Source organism: Arthrobacter sp. MDT2-3, assembly GCF_059090465.1.
The window spans coordinates 254,511-271,401 of the sequence record NZ_JBNHFS010000006.1; the positions used below are offsets into that span (position 1 = coordinate 254,511).

The following is a 16,891-nucleotide window of genomic DNA, read 5'->3' on the forward strand; positions in this document are numbered from 1 at the left end:
GTTCAGTAGCCCGAGAACTCACCGCTAGAAGGATTCGGCCCTGTCGTCGCCATCCAGTCGGCCAAGGGCCATGATGAATCGCACAGGCTCGCGAACTATGTTAACTTCGTGGGTTGTCTCCGGGAGTCTGGACCACAAACCTCGCCCGCACACTCCGCTTTTCACGGGAACTGCAGTTCGGTACTGCCTGGGTAAACCAGCACATATTCCCAGCGTCCGAAATGCCCTTGGCGGGTACGGTGAGTCCGGGATGGGGCGCGAACTCTCTGCCAACGGAATAGACGAGTACTCGCGGCTCAAGCATGTGATTGTCAAGCCAGACGCCACCGCCTAAAACTAAAGAGTCGCGTTTGGGGGCCCACTCTACCGGTGGGTCCCCAAGTCGTCTGCCCATAATTTGACGGAGTAGAGAACGCGCCGGTTCTTCATACGGTGAAAATTTTACCGCCGACGACAGATTGTTGGAGAAATTGATCCACGAGCAGTGGATACGGGGGCTCTGTCCTTGAAGGAGCTGCGGCTTTTAGGCTGAGACCTTCGGGGGTAGATGCCGCATCTTTGTGCTGAATCTTTATACGTCAATGAGAGAGATATCGACATTGGTGCTGGCCGCTGCTGCCACGCCTGTCGTGCCACTTGAGCCTGCACAGCCTGATCTGGAGTAAAGACTATGCTGTTGAACCTCGTCAGGGAGTTCCTGCTCCGCCCCATCCCCGCGCGCAGAGGCTGGGACGCGCCGCCCGCCGTGCGAATTGGTCTTGCTACCTCCAGCCTCGGATTACTCCCCTTGGGGACCAATCTAATAACCCCTCTTTTTCCAGTGTTCCAGGAACGTATGTCGCTGGGCAACGGCGCCGTTACGGCAGCGTTTGTAGCCTATATCTTGCCGGTCGTAATTGGATTACCCCTTTTTGGCCACTGGTCCGAGTACATGGGCCGACGAGTTGTGCTCTTGACAAGCTTGACGCTTGGCATCCTTGCGGCAGTAGTTGTCCTCACGGCTTCGGGCCTCCCCGGACTACTGGCAGGGCGGGCACTTCACGGACTGGCAGTTGCTCTGTCGTTCGGGGCCGGCGCAGCAGCACTTAGGGACCTGTTGCCGGGCGAACCGGATCTTTGCGCGAGGATCATCCTCCTTGCGTCCGTGGGAGGCGGCGCCGCCGGCCCCCTTGTCGGTGGATGGCTATCGGAGCTCGGCGATCCGGTCGGAGTGCCGTTCTCGGTGTATCTCGTGACTTTAGCGGTGGTCGTCATTTTGCTGGCCGCGGTGCGTGCGAATCCTCCAGTCCTTGCTCCCAGACCGCATGGCTTCTTCGAGAGTCTGCGCCCGCCCCGCCCATCGTTACCCAGAGCTGCCTCAAGGTCGTTCTTTCTCACCTCGGGTACTGGTTTTGTATCATTTGCCGTGTTTGGTTTTTTTCTCTCCGTCGCCCCGGCGTTCTTTGCCCCTATGCTAGGCGGAGCCAGGATTATGGGCGGGCTCACGGGGGCGCTGATACTGGGCGCCTCAGCATGCGCACAGCTACTACCGATTCCTGGCCGTCAAAGAGCAGCGGTCAGCCTGATGGTTATGGCAGGAAGCCTCGTGCTGATCGTGTCCGCCCAAATTCAGCAACTCCCGGGATTGCTTCTGATTGCTGTAACCCTCACAGGACTGAGCCAGGGGTTGGGTTTCCGGACACTCTTCGGCGCACTTAACTCAGAACTCCCGCCAGGAGCCGCTGCCCAGAGCGTAAGCCTCATGTATGTCATCACCTATCTGGGTAGCGCCCTGCCGGTTCTTGGTCTTGGGTATGGCATGGATTATTGGGGCGCCGCGGCCGCAGTCAACACGTTCCTGCTGGGCGCTTCAGGATGCGTTCTTATCATCGCCGGCGTCTGCCTGGTGCATCACCGGCAAGCCCGAGGAGCCGAATGAGCCACACAAGAATGGGCATGCAAGTGTCTTGAAGCTGGGACCAATTCGACCGCGAAGATTCCACGCGAAAGTCTGCGGCTATGTGACGCAGCCACGCCCTAAGGACGGCCTACGTGGACGAAGGTGGCGCCCACAGCTGTGTCTAGATCGGGCTGGCCGGTTGCATCCGCCCGCACGGGAAAGCAGAGGTCCGGAAAGGAAAAGGGGAGGGCAAGGAGCCGCCCGGAAGGAAAGACCCGTTCGCGTTCTGGCCGGTCGTCTCCCCGCCACGTCCCGGGGTCAACGTCTGCGGGTTCAGTGCTGGGCGATGAACTCCAGGAGTTGAGCGTTGAACTCAGGATATTCGTTCAGGTAGGGGTCGTGGCCGCTGTGCTCAAATACACTTAGGCGGCCGTCGGGCACAGTGTCGGCAAACCAGCGCATTCCCTCAAGCTCGTAGAACGGGGTATGCCGGCCGGTGATGACCAATGTCGGGACCGCGATCCGCGGCACCACGTCGCGCCAATCGGAGACCATGTGATCGATGAGCAGGCGGCGTGCCTTGTCGAACGGGAACGTCTCCCAAGAGGGCTCGATCGATTCGACCAACTCTTTCACGAAGTCGGGCATAGCCGGTTCACGGCCATTATCGAACCATTCGAACCGAAAATGGGCCGCATCGAAGACGTTTTGCTCCGTGATGCCACGGACACCCCATTGCCAGTCCTCGCCGTTGACGATCTTCGGGGACTGGTCAACTGCGACGAATGCCGTTGTGCGCTCCCAGGGATTAGTGGCGATGGAAAAGTGAGCCAGGCTGACATTCGCTCCCATCGAGTGACCGACGAGAACAACGTCACGGAGGTCCAAGGCGGTCAACAGCTCGCCGAGATCCAGAGCGAGGCGGCTCATCCTCTGTCCGTGCTCCGGAAGGTCAGAGCGCCCGTGGCACCTGTGGTCATATCTGATCACACGGTATCCAGCTTCCACCAGAGCATCGCGCTGCCACACGAAGTGTGCGCTTTGCGCTTGGAAGCCGGAGGAGAAGACAACCGGGCGCCCTTCGCCCTCATCGTCGTAGCGGAGTGTCACTCCATCAGAGGTTTCGAAGGCCAGGTTAGTACCGCTCACGGAAATTCCCTTTCAATTGTTCTGACTGATGCTAGGCCTCGGCGCTGTTTTTTCTGGCACGGCGAGCCCGAAAAAAATCTTCTAAACCATCAGGACGTAGACGTACGGGTTCAATCGTTCGCTGACATGCGCATACCTGCTCTGTAGCACCGAGGTTAAGGAGGTCATCCAAGATGGCAAGCGTAGGCGGCAAAAACCTGAGGTTCCCGGCACTTTCCCCGTCCAGGAGTTCCTGCACAGGCGACCACTGCGATTGCGATGCCTCAGTAGTAGCGTGACGCGGTTCCACGCCCGGCATCACCGCACTGACAAAAAAGTAAGTATCAAATCGCTTCGGCGAACCTTCCGGCGTTATCCAGTTAGCCCATGGCCTGAGCGCCTCCGGGTCTAAGGCTATGTTGCACTCCTCCGACACCTCCCGGGTCGCTGCAGCAATCAGCCGGCCAGCCTCAGGCCGTGCCTGAGACAAGTTCTCTCCAATGCTGGTGCGCTTCCAAGCATCAGCGTGCGCCTCCAGCAGGGAAGCGCTGAATTGCAGGTGTGAGGAGTCAATCTCGTCAACCCGCCCGCCGGGGAATGCGATGACGTCGGCAGCAAAATCCATGGTCGAGGCCCTGTGCTGAACAAACACTTCGAGTCCAGCCGGTGAGTCCCTAAGCAGAACAACGCTCACCGCAAGGCGTGGACTAACCAAAGGTCCTGGCTGTGCTTGGGGTACCCGTGTCACTCTTGCCCCTTTCCTGAGGCTGGTTAACTTGCGTGGTTTGGGTCTCACGGTTTCAGCACGACTCTGCCGTAAACGCCGCCGGATTCGAGAAGGTCATGGGCGGCCGGAACAGAATCCAAAGAAAGGATTTCCTGTATCTCGGCCTGCACCATGTTGCGTTGTAGGAATCGCAGGCAATCCTCCAGTTCGGCAAGGCTGCACGCCTTTGAGCCTATGAGGCGTATCTCTCGGAGGATCAGCGCCCCCGGCAAAATCCCGACTGCCTTGTTTTCTAAATTCCCAACAACGACGACAGTGCCACCACGCCGGACAGAGCGGAGACTGCTGTCCAGGGTTGCGTAGGCAGTCATCTCAAGGACAATGTCAGGTTGGATATTTCGTTGTCGAACCTCGCTGTCGAACTTTCCTCCCGCAGCAACGATAACCTCGTCGGCATACAACCGCAGCCGATCGACTTTTCGCTCGCTCGACGTGACCGCCACAACCTCAGCTCCCATACTGCGGGCCAGCTGTAAGGCATGTATGCCGATTCCCCCGCTCGCCCCTGTTACCAGCACGCGCTGCCCTGGTTTTACGCCAGCGAGAGTCAGCGCATGATATCCGGTCCCAATCGCGCATGCAGCAATGGCGGCAGCTTCAGAAGAAACTTCATCAGGGATGTGGGCAAGGCTGAGTTCATCCAAAAGGCAGTACTCGGCGTAACCGCCATCCAAGCCCTCTCCGTAGAGGAGCCCCTCCATACAGAGAACTTCCCGTCCACCTAAGCAGTCCCGGCATCGATGACAGGACCGGCGTTGTGTCGAGGCAACCCGGTCCCCAACTCCGAGTTTGGTCAAGCCGGGACCAGTGACGGCGACTGTGCCCGCAATTTCATGCCCCATGGTCGTCCCAAGGACGCGATCGACCTTGCCGCTTCTTCTCATGATGTCCTGGCCGCAAACGCCGCACGCTTCTACTTTCACGAGGACTTGGCCCCATCCTGGGACCGGGACATCTCGAGAACGTGCTTGGAGAACTTCACTGCCACCGAATGCTAAAAGGGGGAAGGCGACCATGGTCTCCGGGGTAACTCCGCTACTCACCATCAGATGCGGCCTTAGCTGTGCCGCTGGGTGCGTGCGCGGATGACCGGTACAAGAGGACCACCCAAAAGCCGCTCTGACAAGTCTCGCCTCGTTGATTGAGCACCTCAACTTTGGTTCTGACGATGCCGCGATCCGCCTTGGTTGCCGAGGGTTGGAGCTCCGTTACTTCTTCCCGCACTGAGATAGTGTCCCCGACCCGGACGGGTGCAGCCAGCTTCCAGTCCTGGATGCCGAGGAAAGCTATAGCGGATTGTTCTTTCCACCCGACGGCCATTTCCAAGCCAAAGGCGATGGCTAAGGCGCCGGGGCCATGGAATATCCGTCCGCCGAATTCGGTTGCTTTGGCATATTCCTCGTTGGTATGCAAAGGGTGCATGTCACCTGACCAGGTGGCGAAGGTGACAAGATCCGTTTCGGTGATGGTGCGGCCTTGCGAAAGCCAGGAATCACCAATTTCCAGGTCCTCGAGGAACCTGGTTGCCGACGGGATAAGACGATTGTCTGTCGAGGGGGCCATCATGGCTCCTTTCAGTGCCGGCTAGGTGGAAGGTGATTTCCAGCCGGCTTTGGCTCGATCCGCATTGAAGTCTCTGTCTGTGACGCCGTTATAGTGTGCAGCGTCACGCGGAACAATGCGGATTGGCTTACCGGCGGAGAGTTCTTCGGATACGTGTGCGATGACTCCCGGAAGTGTGGAGAGTACAGCTATGCCCGTGCCCTCTTCTGGCGTGAAGCCCAACCCAAGCAGTATCGCTGCCATGACCCCCACGTCGTTGATCGGAATGTCTGACTTGCCAGGGAGTTCAGTGAAGGCCCTGTGAACGGCCTCGTACACTTCAGCCGATTCTCCCCAGACTCCCTCCTTCACTGCTATTTCTTTAAGACGTTCGCCACGGGGGTCAATCTTCTTGAAGACCGGATGACCGAGACCGGGGATCCTCTCCTTTATCTGCCGCATCGCGCTCACCTTTGCCTCCGCGAATTCTTCCAGCGGCAGCCCCGAGCTTTGGTACTCGGCGTGAGTCGCAAGGATGAAGCGGCCCGTCTCTTCGGTCGAAAGCGTGTGCTTGCCGACAGACAAGCAGGCAGCGGACATGCCGATTGCCATACTGGGATTGGCGGAGACGGCAAACCGGGCAGCCAGTGTTCCTGGCTTTTCAAGGGCGTAGTCCAGTACGCCGCTGAGCACAGCGTCCAAACACCGCACCTCGTGCGGGGTGGGAACGCGACCGCGAATCAGCAGGAAAATGGCTGCAGTAAAAGGGATTTGCCCAATGAGATCCTCAAGGTCGTACCCACGCACGTACACCTTGGTATCGGTGACTTGGCTGACAGCCGATGACCAATAGTCCCTTGATTGCTCCGCGATTTCCGCTTCCAATGTAGTCTCCCGAACCGATAAGTGTCTTAAAAAAGGGCTGATGGGGCCCGTACCCTTAGGGCGTACTTCTGGACAAATCTGCGCTAACAGAAGGAACTGTAGGTCCCATTTGGCGTTGCCGGCATTGGAGTTTCAACGAGGCTGTGGCCCGCAGGGGTAAAGATTCCAATGGCATCGCACCTATCCATCCCGTGGTTGCTGCAACATGGTTGGTTCCGGGTCCTCCAACGCCCGTAGCAGCTGGAGGACCCGGGGGTCTTTGAGGGCGCACTGGAGTGTGTTTACTCGATGACTTGAGACCTGCAGAACCTACTGCCGGTCATGCGCAGGTCCAGGATCGATGATTTCAGCCAGATGCCTTGACGCCTGGTCTGTGTGGTTTTCCAAGATTTGCCGGACCTGCATGTGGCAGCTGAATCCGTCCGTCAGGATCGGAGTCCCTTCCGACGTCTCCCGTAGCGCGGGTACCAGAGACTGTTCGGCCACTGCCATGCTGACGTCAAAGTGCTGGTGTTCGAAACCGAAGTTTCCAGCAACGCCGCAGCATCCGGTGGCTTGGTTGATACTGCTCACTCCTAGAGCAGCCAGCGCAGAAGTTTGTGATGCCGAGCCAAAGGTGGCGTATTCGTGGCAATGAGTTTGAACAGTTACTGAGGTGGGGATGGTCTGGGGACGCCAGCCTGCGTTTGCTTGTTCCAGGACCGCGCCTGCAAAGTTCTGGATTCGACTTGCGACGCGGCGGGCGGACTCTGTTGGCACGAGCTCTGGCAGGTCTTTTCGCAGTGCTGCTGCGCAGCTGGGCTCGATGACGACAATTGGACGATCCGTACCGTCGTCCAGGGCTGCGGCGGTCTTCCTTAGGAGCTTCCGGGCGGTATCCAATTGACCTGTTGAGATCCAGGTCAAGCCGCAGCACTGGTCCGCGCTGCACTCAACCGATTTCTGGGCGTCCTCGAGTACCCGTTTCGCTGCACCCGCAACTGCGGGCCGGAAGCCGCGGGTGAAACTGTCAACGAAGAGTACCGTGTCCGCATCAGTTGGCCGGGCGGTGCCGATTTCCCTTTCAAGCTGGCCACGGGACGCGAAGTCAGGCATCTTGCGTTTCGTTGTGATTCCTGCGGCACGGGCGATAAGCCCAGCAAGAGGGCTGCGAAGGGTCATGTTGATCAATGGGGCGATGCGGCCGGTGACCTTCAGCCACGTCGGCAGCCAACCCAGGCTGTAGTGCGACAAAGGACGCAGGCGCCTCTGGTAGAAGTGGTGGAAGAACTCGGATTTATACGAAGCCATGTCGACTCCTGCGGGACAGTCACTTGAACATGCCTTGCAGGAAAGGCAGAGGTCCAGGGACTCTCGAACGTCTTTCGATTTCCACCCCTCCTGCGCCGTTCTGGACCCCATGACCATTTCCTGCAGCACACGGGCGCGGCCCCTGGTTGAGTCTTTTTCGTCCCGAGTGGCCCGGTAGCTGGGACACATGACTCCCGCTCCAGCCGTCGTGCGGCATCGTCCGACGCCGATACAGGATTGAACGGCGTCGGGGAAGCCTTCCCGGCCTTTCAGCGTCGGCTCGAGGGCAAAGGAAGTCCGGAAACCGCGTGCGGGGGCGCCAGCAAGAGCGAGATCGGACATGATCGGGGCGGGTTTGGTGATGATTCCAGGGTTTAGAAGTTCCTGCGGGTCCCAGATGGCCTTGTAGTGAGTAAAGGCTGCGATTGCTGCAGGGCTATACATAATCGGAAGGAGTTCGGAACGGGCCCTGCCATCCCCATGTTCACCAGAAAGGGAGCCGCCGTGGCGGCTGACCAAAGCCGCGGCCTCCCGGAGAAACCGTTCCATGACAGCTCGTCCGGAGTCGCTTCGTGGGTCAAAGGTTATTCGTACATGGGTGCAGCCTGCTCCGAAGTGCCCGTACATGACGCCGCGAAGTTGATGTTTTTCCAGCAGGGCAGTGAAGTCCGAAAGATACGCGGCCAGATTTTCCGGAGAAACTGCTGCATCCTCCCACCCGGCCCACGACTGCTCGCCGTCAGCGAGCCGGGATGACAGACCCGCCCCGTCTTCCCTTACGCGCCACAGGTTCGCCCGGTCACGCGGATCCGGTACGGCCAATCCTTCCAGGAGATTTCCGCGCTCAGCCAAGCTTTGCAGAAGATTCTCCGCCTGCAGACGAACATCTTCAGGGTTTTCACCATCCAGGTCGACATACAGGTAGGCGTTGCCTTTAGGCAGCGCCCCGACTGCCTCATCCCCCCGACGATGGCGGACCGTTTGAACGATGGCATCATCGATACCTTCAACGGCTGCAGGATTAAAACGCAGAATCTCGGGTACATCTGACGCTGCGGCAACGACGTCGGGATAGCCCAGGCAAACGAGAAGCGCGGAGGGTGCGACCTTTGCCAACTTGACGGTGGCAGAGACGATGACGGCGCAGGTACCTTCGCTGCCGGCCAGCGCCTTAGCCGTATCGAACCCGTTCTCAGGGAGGAGGTTCGCCAACTGGTATCCGGAAACCTGCCGTGCAAGTCGACCGAACTCAGTCCTGAAAACGGCGAGGTTGGAGTCAGCAAGATGCTTCAGTCCTTCCTGGATTCGTGCGGCCTCCGCCGTCGATTCCGCGTCCGAGGGATCGAGGGCCCTGACTCCGCCTGCTTCAGCAGTCACCAAGTGTCCCGATGCCGTCACCAGGTCCACTGAAACGATATGGTCGGCGGTTCTGCCGTCCCTGACCGAGTGGTTGCCGCAAGCATCGTTGCCTATCGCCCCCGCCACAGTAACGCGCCCCATCGATGAGGGGTCAGGAGCGAAAGTATAGGTCCCACCTGTTGCTGCTTGTATTTCCTTTTGCAAGGTAGTCAGGATGATCCCAGGTTCAACAGTGACAGTCCGTGACTCCAGGTCCAGTTGCAGCAAGCGGTTCATATACCGCGAAAAATCCAGCACGAGGCCACTTCCGATGGCGTTGCCCGCCATGCTGGTCCCACCACCCCGACTTGTCACAGGGCACCCATGACGCCGGCAAACGCGAATAATCGACCTGACGTCGTGGCTGCTGCGGGGAAAGGCGACCGCCAGTGGCCGGACACGGTAGTTGGAGGCATCAAACGAGTACTCGGTCCGTCGCCGACTACTGCTGTCCACCTCTATGCCAGCGTCTTTAAGATCACGAACAAGCGCTTCGGTGATGTCTGAGCTCATGGTGCTGAAACTTTCCGTAAGGTGGCCTGTCGGGCCTATCTAAGACTGGTGGCGGCTCTGCCCTGTCGAGGAGGCGTTACCTTCGCCATGGAATACCGTTCTGAGATCTTAGGGTGGTCTCAGGGGAAGCAGCCGCCATAATTTCTTCGAAAGAAAGAACGGAACTTTGGTCCTTTTCCGAGGGCCCCCTATGCTGCTGCCTCAACTCTCCCCCTAGATCCGGGGTGCAAACCCTGTCGTGCCCTACCGGTACGGGACTGGGCAGATCATCGCAGTGTGTGGAGCTCTGCGACACTACCTGTAGCTTCCACGAAGAGAACGGCCCGATGCCGTGAAGTTGCCAGTTTCGCACCAGCGATCACCCCCGTAGTTTGAATGGCATGGGAAGAAAAAGCGTATTAATCACAGGATCCGGATCGGGTATCGGTCGAGGCATTGCCAAGGCATTTGTCGAAGCAGGATATGAGGTCTATGCCAGCGATATCTCCGAGGAACGTCTCGCAGAGACCCGAAACGAACTCGGCTCTCCGGAGTCACTTCACACAAGGGTTGCAGATGTCAGCGACTACCAGTCGGTATCCTCGCTGGTTGACGAGGTCGTGGACAAGACCGGGAAGTTGGACGTCTTCGTCAACAGCGCAGGTGTATTTGACGGGTACGCCGACGTGCTTGAAACGACCCCGGAGCTATGGGCCAAGATCATCGGAGTCAACCTGACCGGGGCCTTCTACGGAGCCCGCGCCGCTGCACAGGTGATGACAAAGCAGAACTCCGGCCGGATCATCGCTATTGGTTCAGTTGCAGGCCAGCGGGGTGCGGCCGACGGAATCTCCTATGTCGCTTCCAAGGCTGGTCTGGAAGGCCTGACTCGGCGGCTTGCCATCGATGTTGCCCCACACGGCGTGACCGCCAACGTCGTCGCTCCCGGCGTTATCAAAACCAACCTCCGCGCGACCTCCGAGGAAATCCTCGGCGACCTGGTCTCAACCCAGCAACGCGGCATTGGCGTATCGCCCGAAATCATGGACTTCCTCATCCCCGCAAAACGGTCAGGTGAACCATCAGAAGTCGCGAGTGTCGTCCTCTTCCTCGCTTCCGATGCTGCCAGCTATGTCAACGGTCAGACCATTCAGGTCGATGGCGGCTGGAACGCCACCTAAATCTGCCGGGCTGCATGTCGGGCTAACAAACAAACCATCAACCAGGGCCCCAAGTGGGGACAACATGAAACAGCCGGAGCAAGACAGAAGCTGAACTCCGGGACGTGAAAGGTGTATCAGTGATCAGGACAGCATTGACCGAGGCCCTCGGTCTCCAGTACCCCATCTGCTCCGCAGGCATGGCCAGGGTGGCACAAGCCGAGCTTGTCACCGCCGTTAGCAACGCCGGCGGCATGGGATGCCTCGGTGGTGTCAGCTTCATGCCTGATAACCTCCGGGCCGAAATCAAGAAGATCCAAGCTGGCACCGACAAACCCTACGCGATTAATCTGTTACTCCCCGATTCACTTACCACTGAGGATGAAGCACAGTGGGCGCCGGTGCGCGAGCTGTGGGGATCACTGTCCGGAGCTGACCAGGAAAAACTGGCGGGCGTGGAAGCTCTTTTGACCCCTGGCGCCGTAGCAGACCAAGTCCAGATCGTCCTGGACGCGGCACCCGCTGCCATTGTCCTGACCTTCGCCACTCCCGACTGGTTCATCAAGGAATGCAAGGACCGCGGGATAACTGTCTTCTCACTTGTCGGTTCCGTGGGCAAGGCAAAGGAAGCCAGCGCCGCCGGTGTTGACTTCATCGTCGCCCAGGGCACCGAGGCCGGGGGCCACACTGGCTACGCATCAACCATGACCCTCGTCCCAGCCGTCGCAGATGTTGTAGATCAGCCGGTTCTGGCTGCCGGAGGCATCGCCGACGGACGAGGGCTGGCGGCCTCTCTCGCTTTGGGTGCGGCAGGTGTTTGGGTCGGAACCCGATTTATTGCCAGCCCCGAGGCTTACGGCCATGAAAACTTCAAGAACCGTGTGGTCGAAGGTACTTTCAAGGACAGCACCATTACTTACTCGTACAGCGGTAAGCGCATGCGCGCTTTCGAGAACAAATGGACCTCGGAATGGGAATCGACCGAGAAGAAGCCGGCAGGGTTCCCTGGCCAATACGCAGTCGCAGGCACCCGTGTCGAGACCGGGTATCAGGACGGTGACATGGACTTCGGGATGATGCCGGTCGGACAGACAATGCAGTTGGTTCATGAGATTCTTCCGGCCGGCCAGATCGTGGAGAACATGGGCTCGGAGGCGGAGAAGATCCTCAAAGGGCTTGCGGTCTGAAACTAACCGCACGCCGGTTCAAGGCCCCACTAGCCCAACGTTGTTGATGCCCTGCGGCAGGTTAGCTGGCCTACAGCGTGTTCCAACCTCAAAATCAATGTGGAGCGGATATGAATAACTCGTCAACCGAGCAAATGGGCTGTGTTTCAGCACTCGAGAAGGTCGCGGGTCGAAACCCCGACCACGCGGCCATCATCGACGGCGATACCACTATCACCTACGGGGACCTGCAGGCGTCAATCGAGCGGCGCGCCGGGATACTGCTCAAAGCCGGACTCAAACCCGGTTACCGAGTGGCCCTCGTAGCTGAGAGCTCGGCCGACTACCTGGCAACCGCTTTGGCTGTATGGCGAAGCGGCGGCGTCCTGGTCACCGTCTACCCTTCCTCCGGGCCCGGCGACCTGGAATATGCCATTGATACGAGTGACCCTGCGCTGATCGTCACCTCTGAAGGCGTTGATGGTGCATCGATTACTACCGCGGCACGTAACGCGCCCATTGTCGATATTGCTGACTTCCGGGTTACCGAGGTGCGGCATGACGCGTCGCCCAACCCGGAGGGTCTCCGCGAACCGCTCGCCATGATCTGCTTCTCGTCCGGCACCACAAGCCGGCCGAAGGCAATCATGCTTTCCGCAACAGCCATTTACAACTGCGCGGATACCTACGGCGAGGTTTGGCACCTCAGCCCAGAAGACACGGCCATCATCTGTCTACCAATGGCCTGGCTCTACGGGCTGGCCAGCACCTCATTGGCCGTCCTGCTACGCGGCGGGACTGTCGTGGTGGTCCGCAGGGCCCGTCCGGACATGATAGCGCCAGCCATCGAGAAGCACTCAGCCACGTTCCTGGCAGGCGTCACTGCAACGTTCGGGAAACTGGCGCAATACGCAGAGCAAAACAACACCGGCCATCCCGCCTTTCCTTCACTTCGGCTCTGCATATCAGGTGGAGAGCCCAGAAATGAAGCCGCCTTCAGTCGTTGGCAGGCACAAACCGGGCTGCCCGTCCTGGACGCGTACTGCGCATCCGAATGCCTACCGCTGGTGACGTACGACCCGGTCGCCAACCCGACACCCAAACCGGGATCCGCCGGCAAGCTGGTGCCCCGCTCGAAACTGAAGGTTCTCGACGCCCAGGGACAGGAAGTCCCGGCAGGTGAGACTGGGGAGGCGTACTCTACAGGCCCTGGTCTGATGCTTGGATATTGGCGAGACGAGGAACAAACGCGCGCCGTCATGACCGAAGACGGCTGGTATCGCACCAAAGACCTCGTAAGGGTAGACGAAAACGGCTTCGTTTACGTTGTTGGCCGCCTATCCGACGTCATCATCCGCGGCGGCACAAATATCTCTCCGGCAGAAGTCGAGCGGGTCCTTCAGCAACACCCATCTGTTGCTGAAGCTGCCGTCGTGGGCATCCCGGACGACATCTACGGCCAGCGCGTCGTGGCGGCCATTGTCCCCCACGGGGCGTTACCCCTTGACCACGACGAGCTTAAAACGTTCACTGCCGCCCGTCTCTCGTCGTATAAGGTTCCCAGCCAATTCATCACCGTCGATGCACTTCCAGTGAACTTGACGACCGGAAAAGTCAGCCGACGGGACGTGGCAGCGCTCCTGTCGGCAGAAGCACGTCAAAGCAGCTCATAACGGCGTAACTACACCCGCCACCAAGATTTATGCGGCAGCGCTCCTGCGGCAATGCTGCCAGACCAGAAGAGTTAGGACAGGAAGAAAATGAACCTCGACAAGGCCGGAGTTGTGGTCGTAGGCGGCGGGATAGTTGGCGTAACAACGGCGTACTTCCTCGCGACAAAAGGCCATGACGTTGTACTCCTCGAACAGCGCGAACTTGGCCACGGAGCCTCTGGGCGCAACCTGGGATTCCTGCATATGCAAAATCGCCACGGCGACTACGCAGTGGAGCTGACACGCGCCGGCAGAGCTCTTTATGACGACTTTGCAGATATCCTCGGGCCGACCTTCGAGTACAGAAGCAACGGCGCCATGACGTTCTTTTATACGGACGACCAGCGCCGCGTCTACAAGGAATTCGTTGAAGCCCGCATTGCCGACGGATTCAAAGCGGAGCTGCTTGACGACCAGGCTGCTCACGAAGCCGCGCCGATCTTGCCGCCCGACGTCATAGGAGCCACCTTCAGCCCGGAGGACGGCCAAATTCGAACGCCCAAGTTCGTCCGCGCCCTGGCCCAGGAATGCCGCAGACTCGGTGTTCGCATCCACGAGAACACACCGGTCCTTGGCCCGCTGCGACGTGGTTCGAAGGTCGTAGGTGTCAGGACAGTTGGGGGCGATGTCTCCGCGGACAAAGTGGTGTGGGCGACGGGCATCTGGTCAACAATGCTTGAAGCGGAAGGCATTAGCGTACCCATAAAGGCACACAGGCTTGGAGCTGTAATGCTCGCGCCCGTCGAAGAGAAACTCGACAAGATTCTCAACGGACCGCTGGCGGCCAAGCAGTACGCCCACATCCGCAACCTTCCCAGCTATCGGGATGAATACTTCACCTCGCCTTCCGAGGACCAGACGCACGCCCTGGAACACATGGAGTGTGTGGCCAAAACGGAAAACGGCAATCTGTTCATAGGGTGCCCCATGGATTACCCTGACCAGCTCGATGACAGGATGCCCGCCGCCGGGCTGAAGCTTGCGATCGACTCCTTGCTCCGCACTTTTCCCAACTACAGGGCTCTCGGCATCGAGAGCGCGTGGGCCGGCCTGGTGCCTGCCACGGCCGATTCCCTGCCAATCGTTGATGAAGTAGAGGAACTTCCCGGGCTGGTCCTCGCCACAGGCCATGTCTACGGCAATCTCGCCGGGCCGATCACGGGACGTCTGGTGGCCGAGCTAATTTCGGGCGAGCAGACCAGCTTGTCCCTCGACGAGTTGTCTCTCTACCGGCCGTCCCTCGCCGCCCCCGTTGACGGGGTCATCAGGTACTGAGCCAGCTGGTTCACCATCTACAGCATCTAACGAATACTTGAGAACTGGAGCACGCTTTGACTACCAACCTCCTGGGCACGACCAGCTCTTCCGCTGTCCGGTATCTTGACGACCTTGAGCTCGGCCAAGAATGGATCTCCGCCGGCCGTACCGTCACCGAATTCGACGTCGTCACTTTCGGCACATGGTCGGGGGACATGCACCCGTTGCACACGAATGAAGAGTATGCGAAAACGACTGAATTCGGGACCAGGCTTTTCCACGGCCCTGGCGCCCTGTCCCTTGCATTCGGGCTTGAAATGGCTTTGGGATGGAAGAACGGGTCGGCCATAGCATTCTTGGGCATCGACAACTGGAAAATGTGCGCCCCGATACGAATCGGTGACACCATCACAGTTCGCGAAGAAGTGATTGGCATCAGGCCATCCAGCAGCAAGCCGGACCGGGGCATTGTTACGACCCGTGTTCAGATTCTGAACCAGAACGGGGTTGTTTGCCAGGAAGGCGACTGGGTCGTCCTCCTGTCACGCCGGCCAGGATAAGGGGCACGGCTCCTCAATCGTTGACCACCTCCGAATTTGGCCTAAAGAAAGCTGATTGTTGTGCCTCTCCAACTACCTGAAGGCAAACGGCTTGCCGTTTCGCTCAGCCCGGATTTTGATGCTCAAAGTGTCTGGCTGGGGACGTTTCGCTCGACCTCTCAGACTCAGCTGTCACGGGGTGAGTTCGGCGCCGTCGTTGGCGCACCGCGGCTTCTAGAGGTGTTTCAACGCTACGGAATAACAACGACGTGGTGTGTGCCTACACACACAATGCAAACGTTCCCCCGCTCCGTGAAAGCGATCGTCGAGTCGGGCCATGAAATAGGGGCTCACGGCGTTTATCACGAGTATGTGCCCAAATTGGAACGGGACGAGGAGCGGCGCCTGCTGGAACTACAGATCAGGCAACACGAAGAGTTTATTGGGAAACGTCCGCGAGGCTACCGCTCTCCCGCGCTAGACGTCACCGACAACACCCTTGAACTCTTGGAAGAGTTTGGCTTTGATTGGGATTCATCCCTGATGGGTCGCGACTTTGAGCCATATCGACCCCGTATGGTCGTCGATATCAGCCTGGAGAAGGGCAACACGTTCGGCCCTGAGAGCAAGCTCCTGGAGTTTCCAGTTTCCTGGTTTCTTGATGACTTCCCCGAACTGGAGTCCTTTAAGGGCAGCCCCCTCATGCAAAGCAACGAGGCGGTGCTCGCGCGTTGGATCGACAGTTTCAACTTCGCCTATGAACGGTGCCAGGGCGGCGCAATGACCTGGACTCTGCACCCGCAGACGATCGGAAGAGCGCACAACCTCCTCATGCTTGAGAAATTCCTCGACCATGTATCTTCCTTCGACGATGTGTGGTTTCCCACTCTCTCCGAGCTCTTCGACTGCTGGCGTGACGACGACAGCGGCCTGGCTACCGCCGCTGCCGTCCCGGTCACTGAACGTGCACGTCATGCCCCCATTTATCTTGAAAGGACAACCCCATGATCAGGATGCTTCTGATAGGCCCCCCTGGCGCTGGAAAAGGTACTCAGGCCAGGCACATCACCGAAAAGCACGGAATCGTCGCCATCTCGACTGGAGATATCTTCCGGCAGAACGTGAAGAGCAAGTCTCCGCTCGGCCGGGCCGCAGAGTCTTACATGAACGCAGGCAAATTCGTCCCCGATACGATCACGAACGAAATGGTGCGTGATCGTCTGAATCAGCCTGACGCGCAGGACGGTTTCTTGCTGGACGGGTATCCTCGCACGGCAGCTCAGGTCGGCTTTCTCGACGAGGCGCTAACTGGCATGGGTCACAAACTTGATGTAGTACTTCAACTCGTCGTTGACATGGACGAATTGGTCGAGCGGCTGCTCAGGCGCGCTGTCAGCGAAAACCGTACAGATGACACAGCCGAGGTCATACGGGAAAGAATGGCCCTCTATTTCGAGCAAACAACCTCCGTGACAGCCCTGTACAGCGAACGTGGCCTCCTTACCAAGGTCGAAGGAATCGGCACTGTCTCCCACGTTGCCCAGAGGGTTTCAACCGCTCTGGATGTGAAATTGGGAGCGTCCTTGACGCTCTAACGGGTCGCGGCGTAGCGCCAAGGAGGCGTTCGGCTCTCGCGTTGTAGTCTGGCAACAAGTA

At 58.9% G+C, this 16,891-nt stretch carries 15 protein-coding genes; 9 read left to right on the top strand and 6 right to left on the bottom strand.

The features are described from left to right. The first annotated feature begins 113 nt into the window (after nucleotides 1–113). Both AC5RUQ_RS17810 and AC5RUQ_RS17815 read left to right on the top strand, forming a co-directional pair. Complete coding sequence (locus AC5RUQ_RS17810) at nucleotides 114–281, top strand: aldehyde dehydrogenase family protein (protein WP_493948657.1); 168 nt, start codon at nucleotides 114–116, stop codon at nucleotides 279–281. Nucleotides 282–670: 389 nt separating this feature from the next. Beyond that, nucleotides 671–1,918: an MFS transporter gene (locus AC5RUQ_RS17815; protein ID WP_493948659.1), complete on the top strand. Its 1,248-nt coding sequence runs from the start codon at nucleotides 671–673 to the stop codon at nucleotides 1,916–1,918. 294 nt (nucleotides 1,919–2,212) lie between these two features. Here AC5RUQ_RS17815 and AC5RUQ_RS17820 read toward each other — a convergent pair whose 3' ends face one another. The 6 genes from AC5RUQ_RS17820 to AC5RUQ_RS17845 form a co-directional block, all read right to left on the bottom strand. Beyond that, entirely contained in the window at nucleotides 2,213–3,028 is an 816-nt protein-coding gene (locus tag AC5RUQ_RS17820; protein WP_493948660.1) for an alpha/beta fold hydrolase, read from the bottom strand. A 31-nt stretch (nucleotides 3,029–3,059) separates the two neighbouring features. Then, nucleotides 3,060–3,632, bottom strand: coding sequence for an NUDIX hydrolase (locus tag AC5RUQ_RS17825; protein ID WP_493948661.1), 573 nt, complete (start codon nucleotides 3,630–3,632; stop codon nucleotides 3,060–3,062). A gap of 167 nt (nucleotides 3,633–3,799) precedes the next feature. After that, nucleotides 3,800–4,840: an alcohol dehydrogenase catalytic domain-containing protein gene (locus AC5RUQ_RS17830; protein ID WP_493948663.1), complete on the bottom strand. Its 1,041-nt coding sequence runs from the start codon at nucleotides 4,838–4,840 to the stop codon at nucleotides 3,800–3,802. Further along, nucleotides 4,830–5,360, bottom strand: coding sequence for a MaoC/PaaZ C-terminal domain-containing protein (locus AC5RUQ_RS17835; RefSeq protein ID WP_493948665.1), 531 nt, complete (start codon nucleotides 5,358–5,360; stop codon nucleotides 4,830–4,832). Before AC5RUQ_RS17835 ends, AC5RUQ_RS17830 begins: the two co-directional genes overlap by 11 nt. 18 nt (nucleotides 5,361–5,378) lie before the next feature. Further along, nucleotides 5,379–6,221, bottom strand: a complete 843-nt coding sequence (locus tag AC5RUQ_RS17840; RefSeq protein WP_493948666.1) for a citryl-CoA lyase — start codon at nucleotides 6,219–6,221, stop codon at nucleotides 5,379–5,381. A gap of 309 nt (nucleotides 6,222–6,530) precedes the next feature. Next, nucleotides 6,531–9,422: an FAD-binding and (Fe-S)-binding domain-containing protein gene (locus AC5RUQ_RS17845; RefSeq protein WP_493948667.1), complete on the bottom strand. Its 2,892-nt coding sequence runs from the start codon at nucleotides 9,420–9,422 to the stop codon at nucleotides 6,531–6,533. 380 nt (nucleotides 9,423–9,802) lie between these two features. On the opposite strand from AC5RUQ_RS17845, the gene AC5RUQ_RS17850 reads away from it, so the two are divergent. The 7 genes from AC5RUQ_RS17850 to AC5RUQ_RS17880 all read left to right on the top strand — a co-directional run bounded on the left by AC5RUQ_RS17850 (nucleotide 9,803) and on the right by AC5RUQ_RS17880 (nucleotide 16,830). Then, a complete protein-coding gene (locus AC5RUQ_RS17850) occupies nucleotides 9,803–10,582 on the top strand; it encodes an SDR family NAD(P)-dependent oxidoreductase (RefSeq protein ID WP_493948668.1) in 780 nt (259 codons plus the stop codon). 119 nt (nucleotides 10,583–10,701) lie between these two features. Beyond that, nucleotides 10,702–11,748: an NAD(P)H-dependent flavin oxidoreductase gene (locus AC5RUQ_RS17855; protein ID WP_307093722.1), complete on the top strand. Its 1,047-nt coding sequence runs from the start codon at nucleotides 10,702–10,704 to the stop codon at nucleotides 11,746–11,748. Nucleotides 11,749–11,858: 110 nt separating this feature from the next. Continuing rightward, nucleotides 11,859–13,400, top strand: coding sequence for a class I adenylate-forming enzyme family protein (locus AC5RUQ_RS17860; protein WP_493948669.1), 1,542 nt, complete (start codon nucleotides 11,859–11,861; stop codon nucleotides 13,398–13,400). A gap of 87 nt (nucleotides 13,401–13,487) precedes the next feature. Then, complete coding sequence (locus AC5RUQ_RS17865; protein ID WP_307093720.1) at nucleotides 13,488–14,714, top strand: NAD(P)/FAD-dependent oxidoreductase; 1,227 nt, start codon at nucleotides 13,488–13,490, stop codon at nucleotides 14,712–14,714. A gap of 56 nt (nucleotides 14,715–14,770) precedes the next feature. Then, a complete protein-coding gene (locus AC5RUQ_RS17870; RefSeq protein ID WP_307093719.1) occupies nucleotides 14,771–15,256 on the top strand; it encodes a MaoC/PaaZ C-terminal domain-containing protein in 486 nt (161 codons plus the stop codon). A 60-nt stretch (nucleotides 15,257–15,316) separates the two neighbouring features. Continuing rightward, nucleotides 15,317–16,243 carry a polysaccharide deacetylase family protein gene (locus AC5RUQ_RS17875; protein WP_493948670.1) on the top strand — a complete coding sequence of 309 codons (927 nt, stop codon included), beginning with the start codon at nucleotides 15,317–15,319 and terminating at the stop codon, nucleotides 16,241–16,243. Next, the gene (locus AC5RUQ_RS17880; RefSeq protein ID WP_493948671.1) at nucleotides 16,240–16,830 is read left to right on the top strand and encodes an adenylate kinase; all 591 of its coding nucleotides are present in this window, start codon (nucleotides 16,240–16,242) and stop codon (nucleotides 16,828–16,830) included. Before AC5RUQ_RS17875 ends, AC5RUQ_RS17880 begins: the two co-directional genes overlap by 4 nt. The last annotated feature ends 61 nt before the right edge of the window (nucleotides 16,831–16,891 follow it).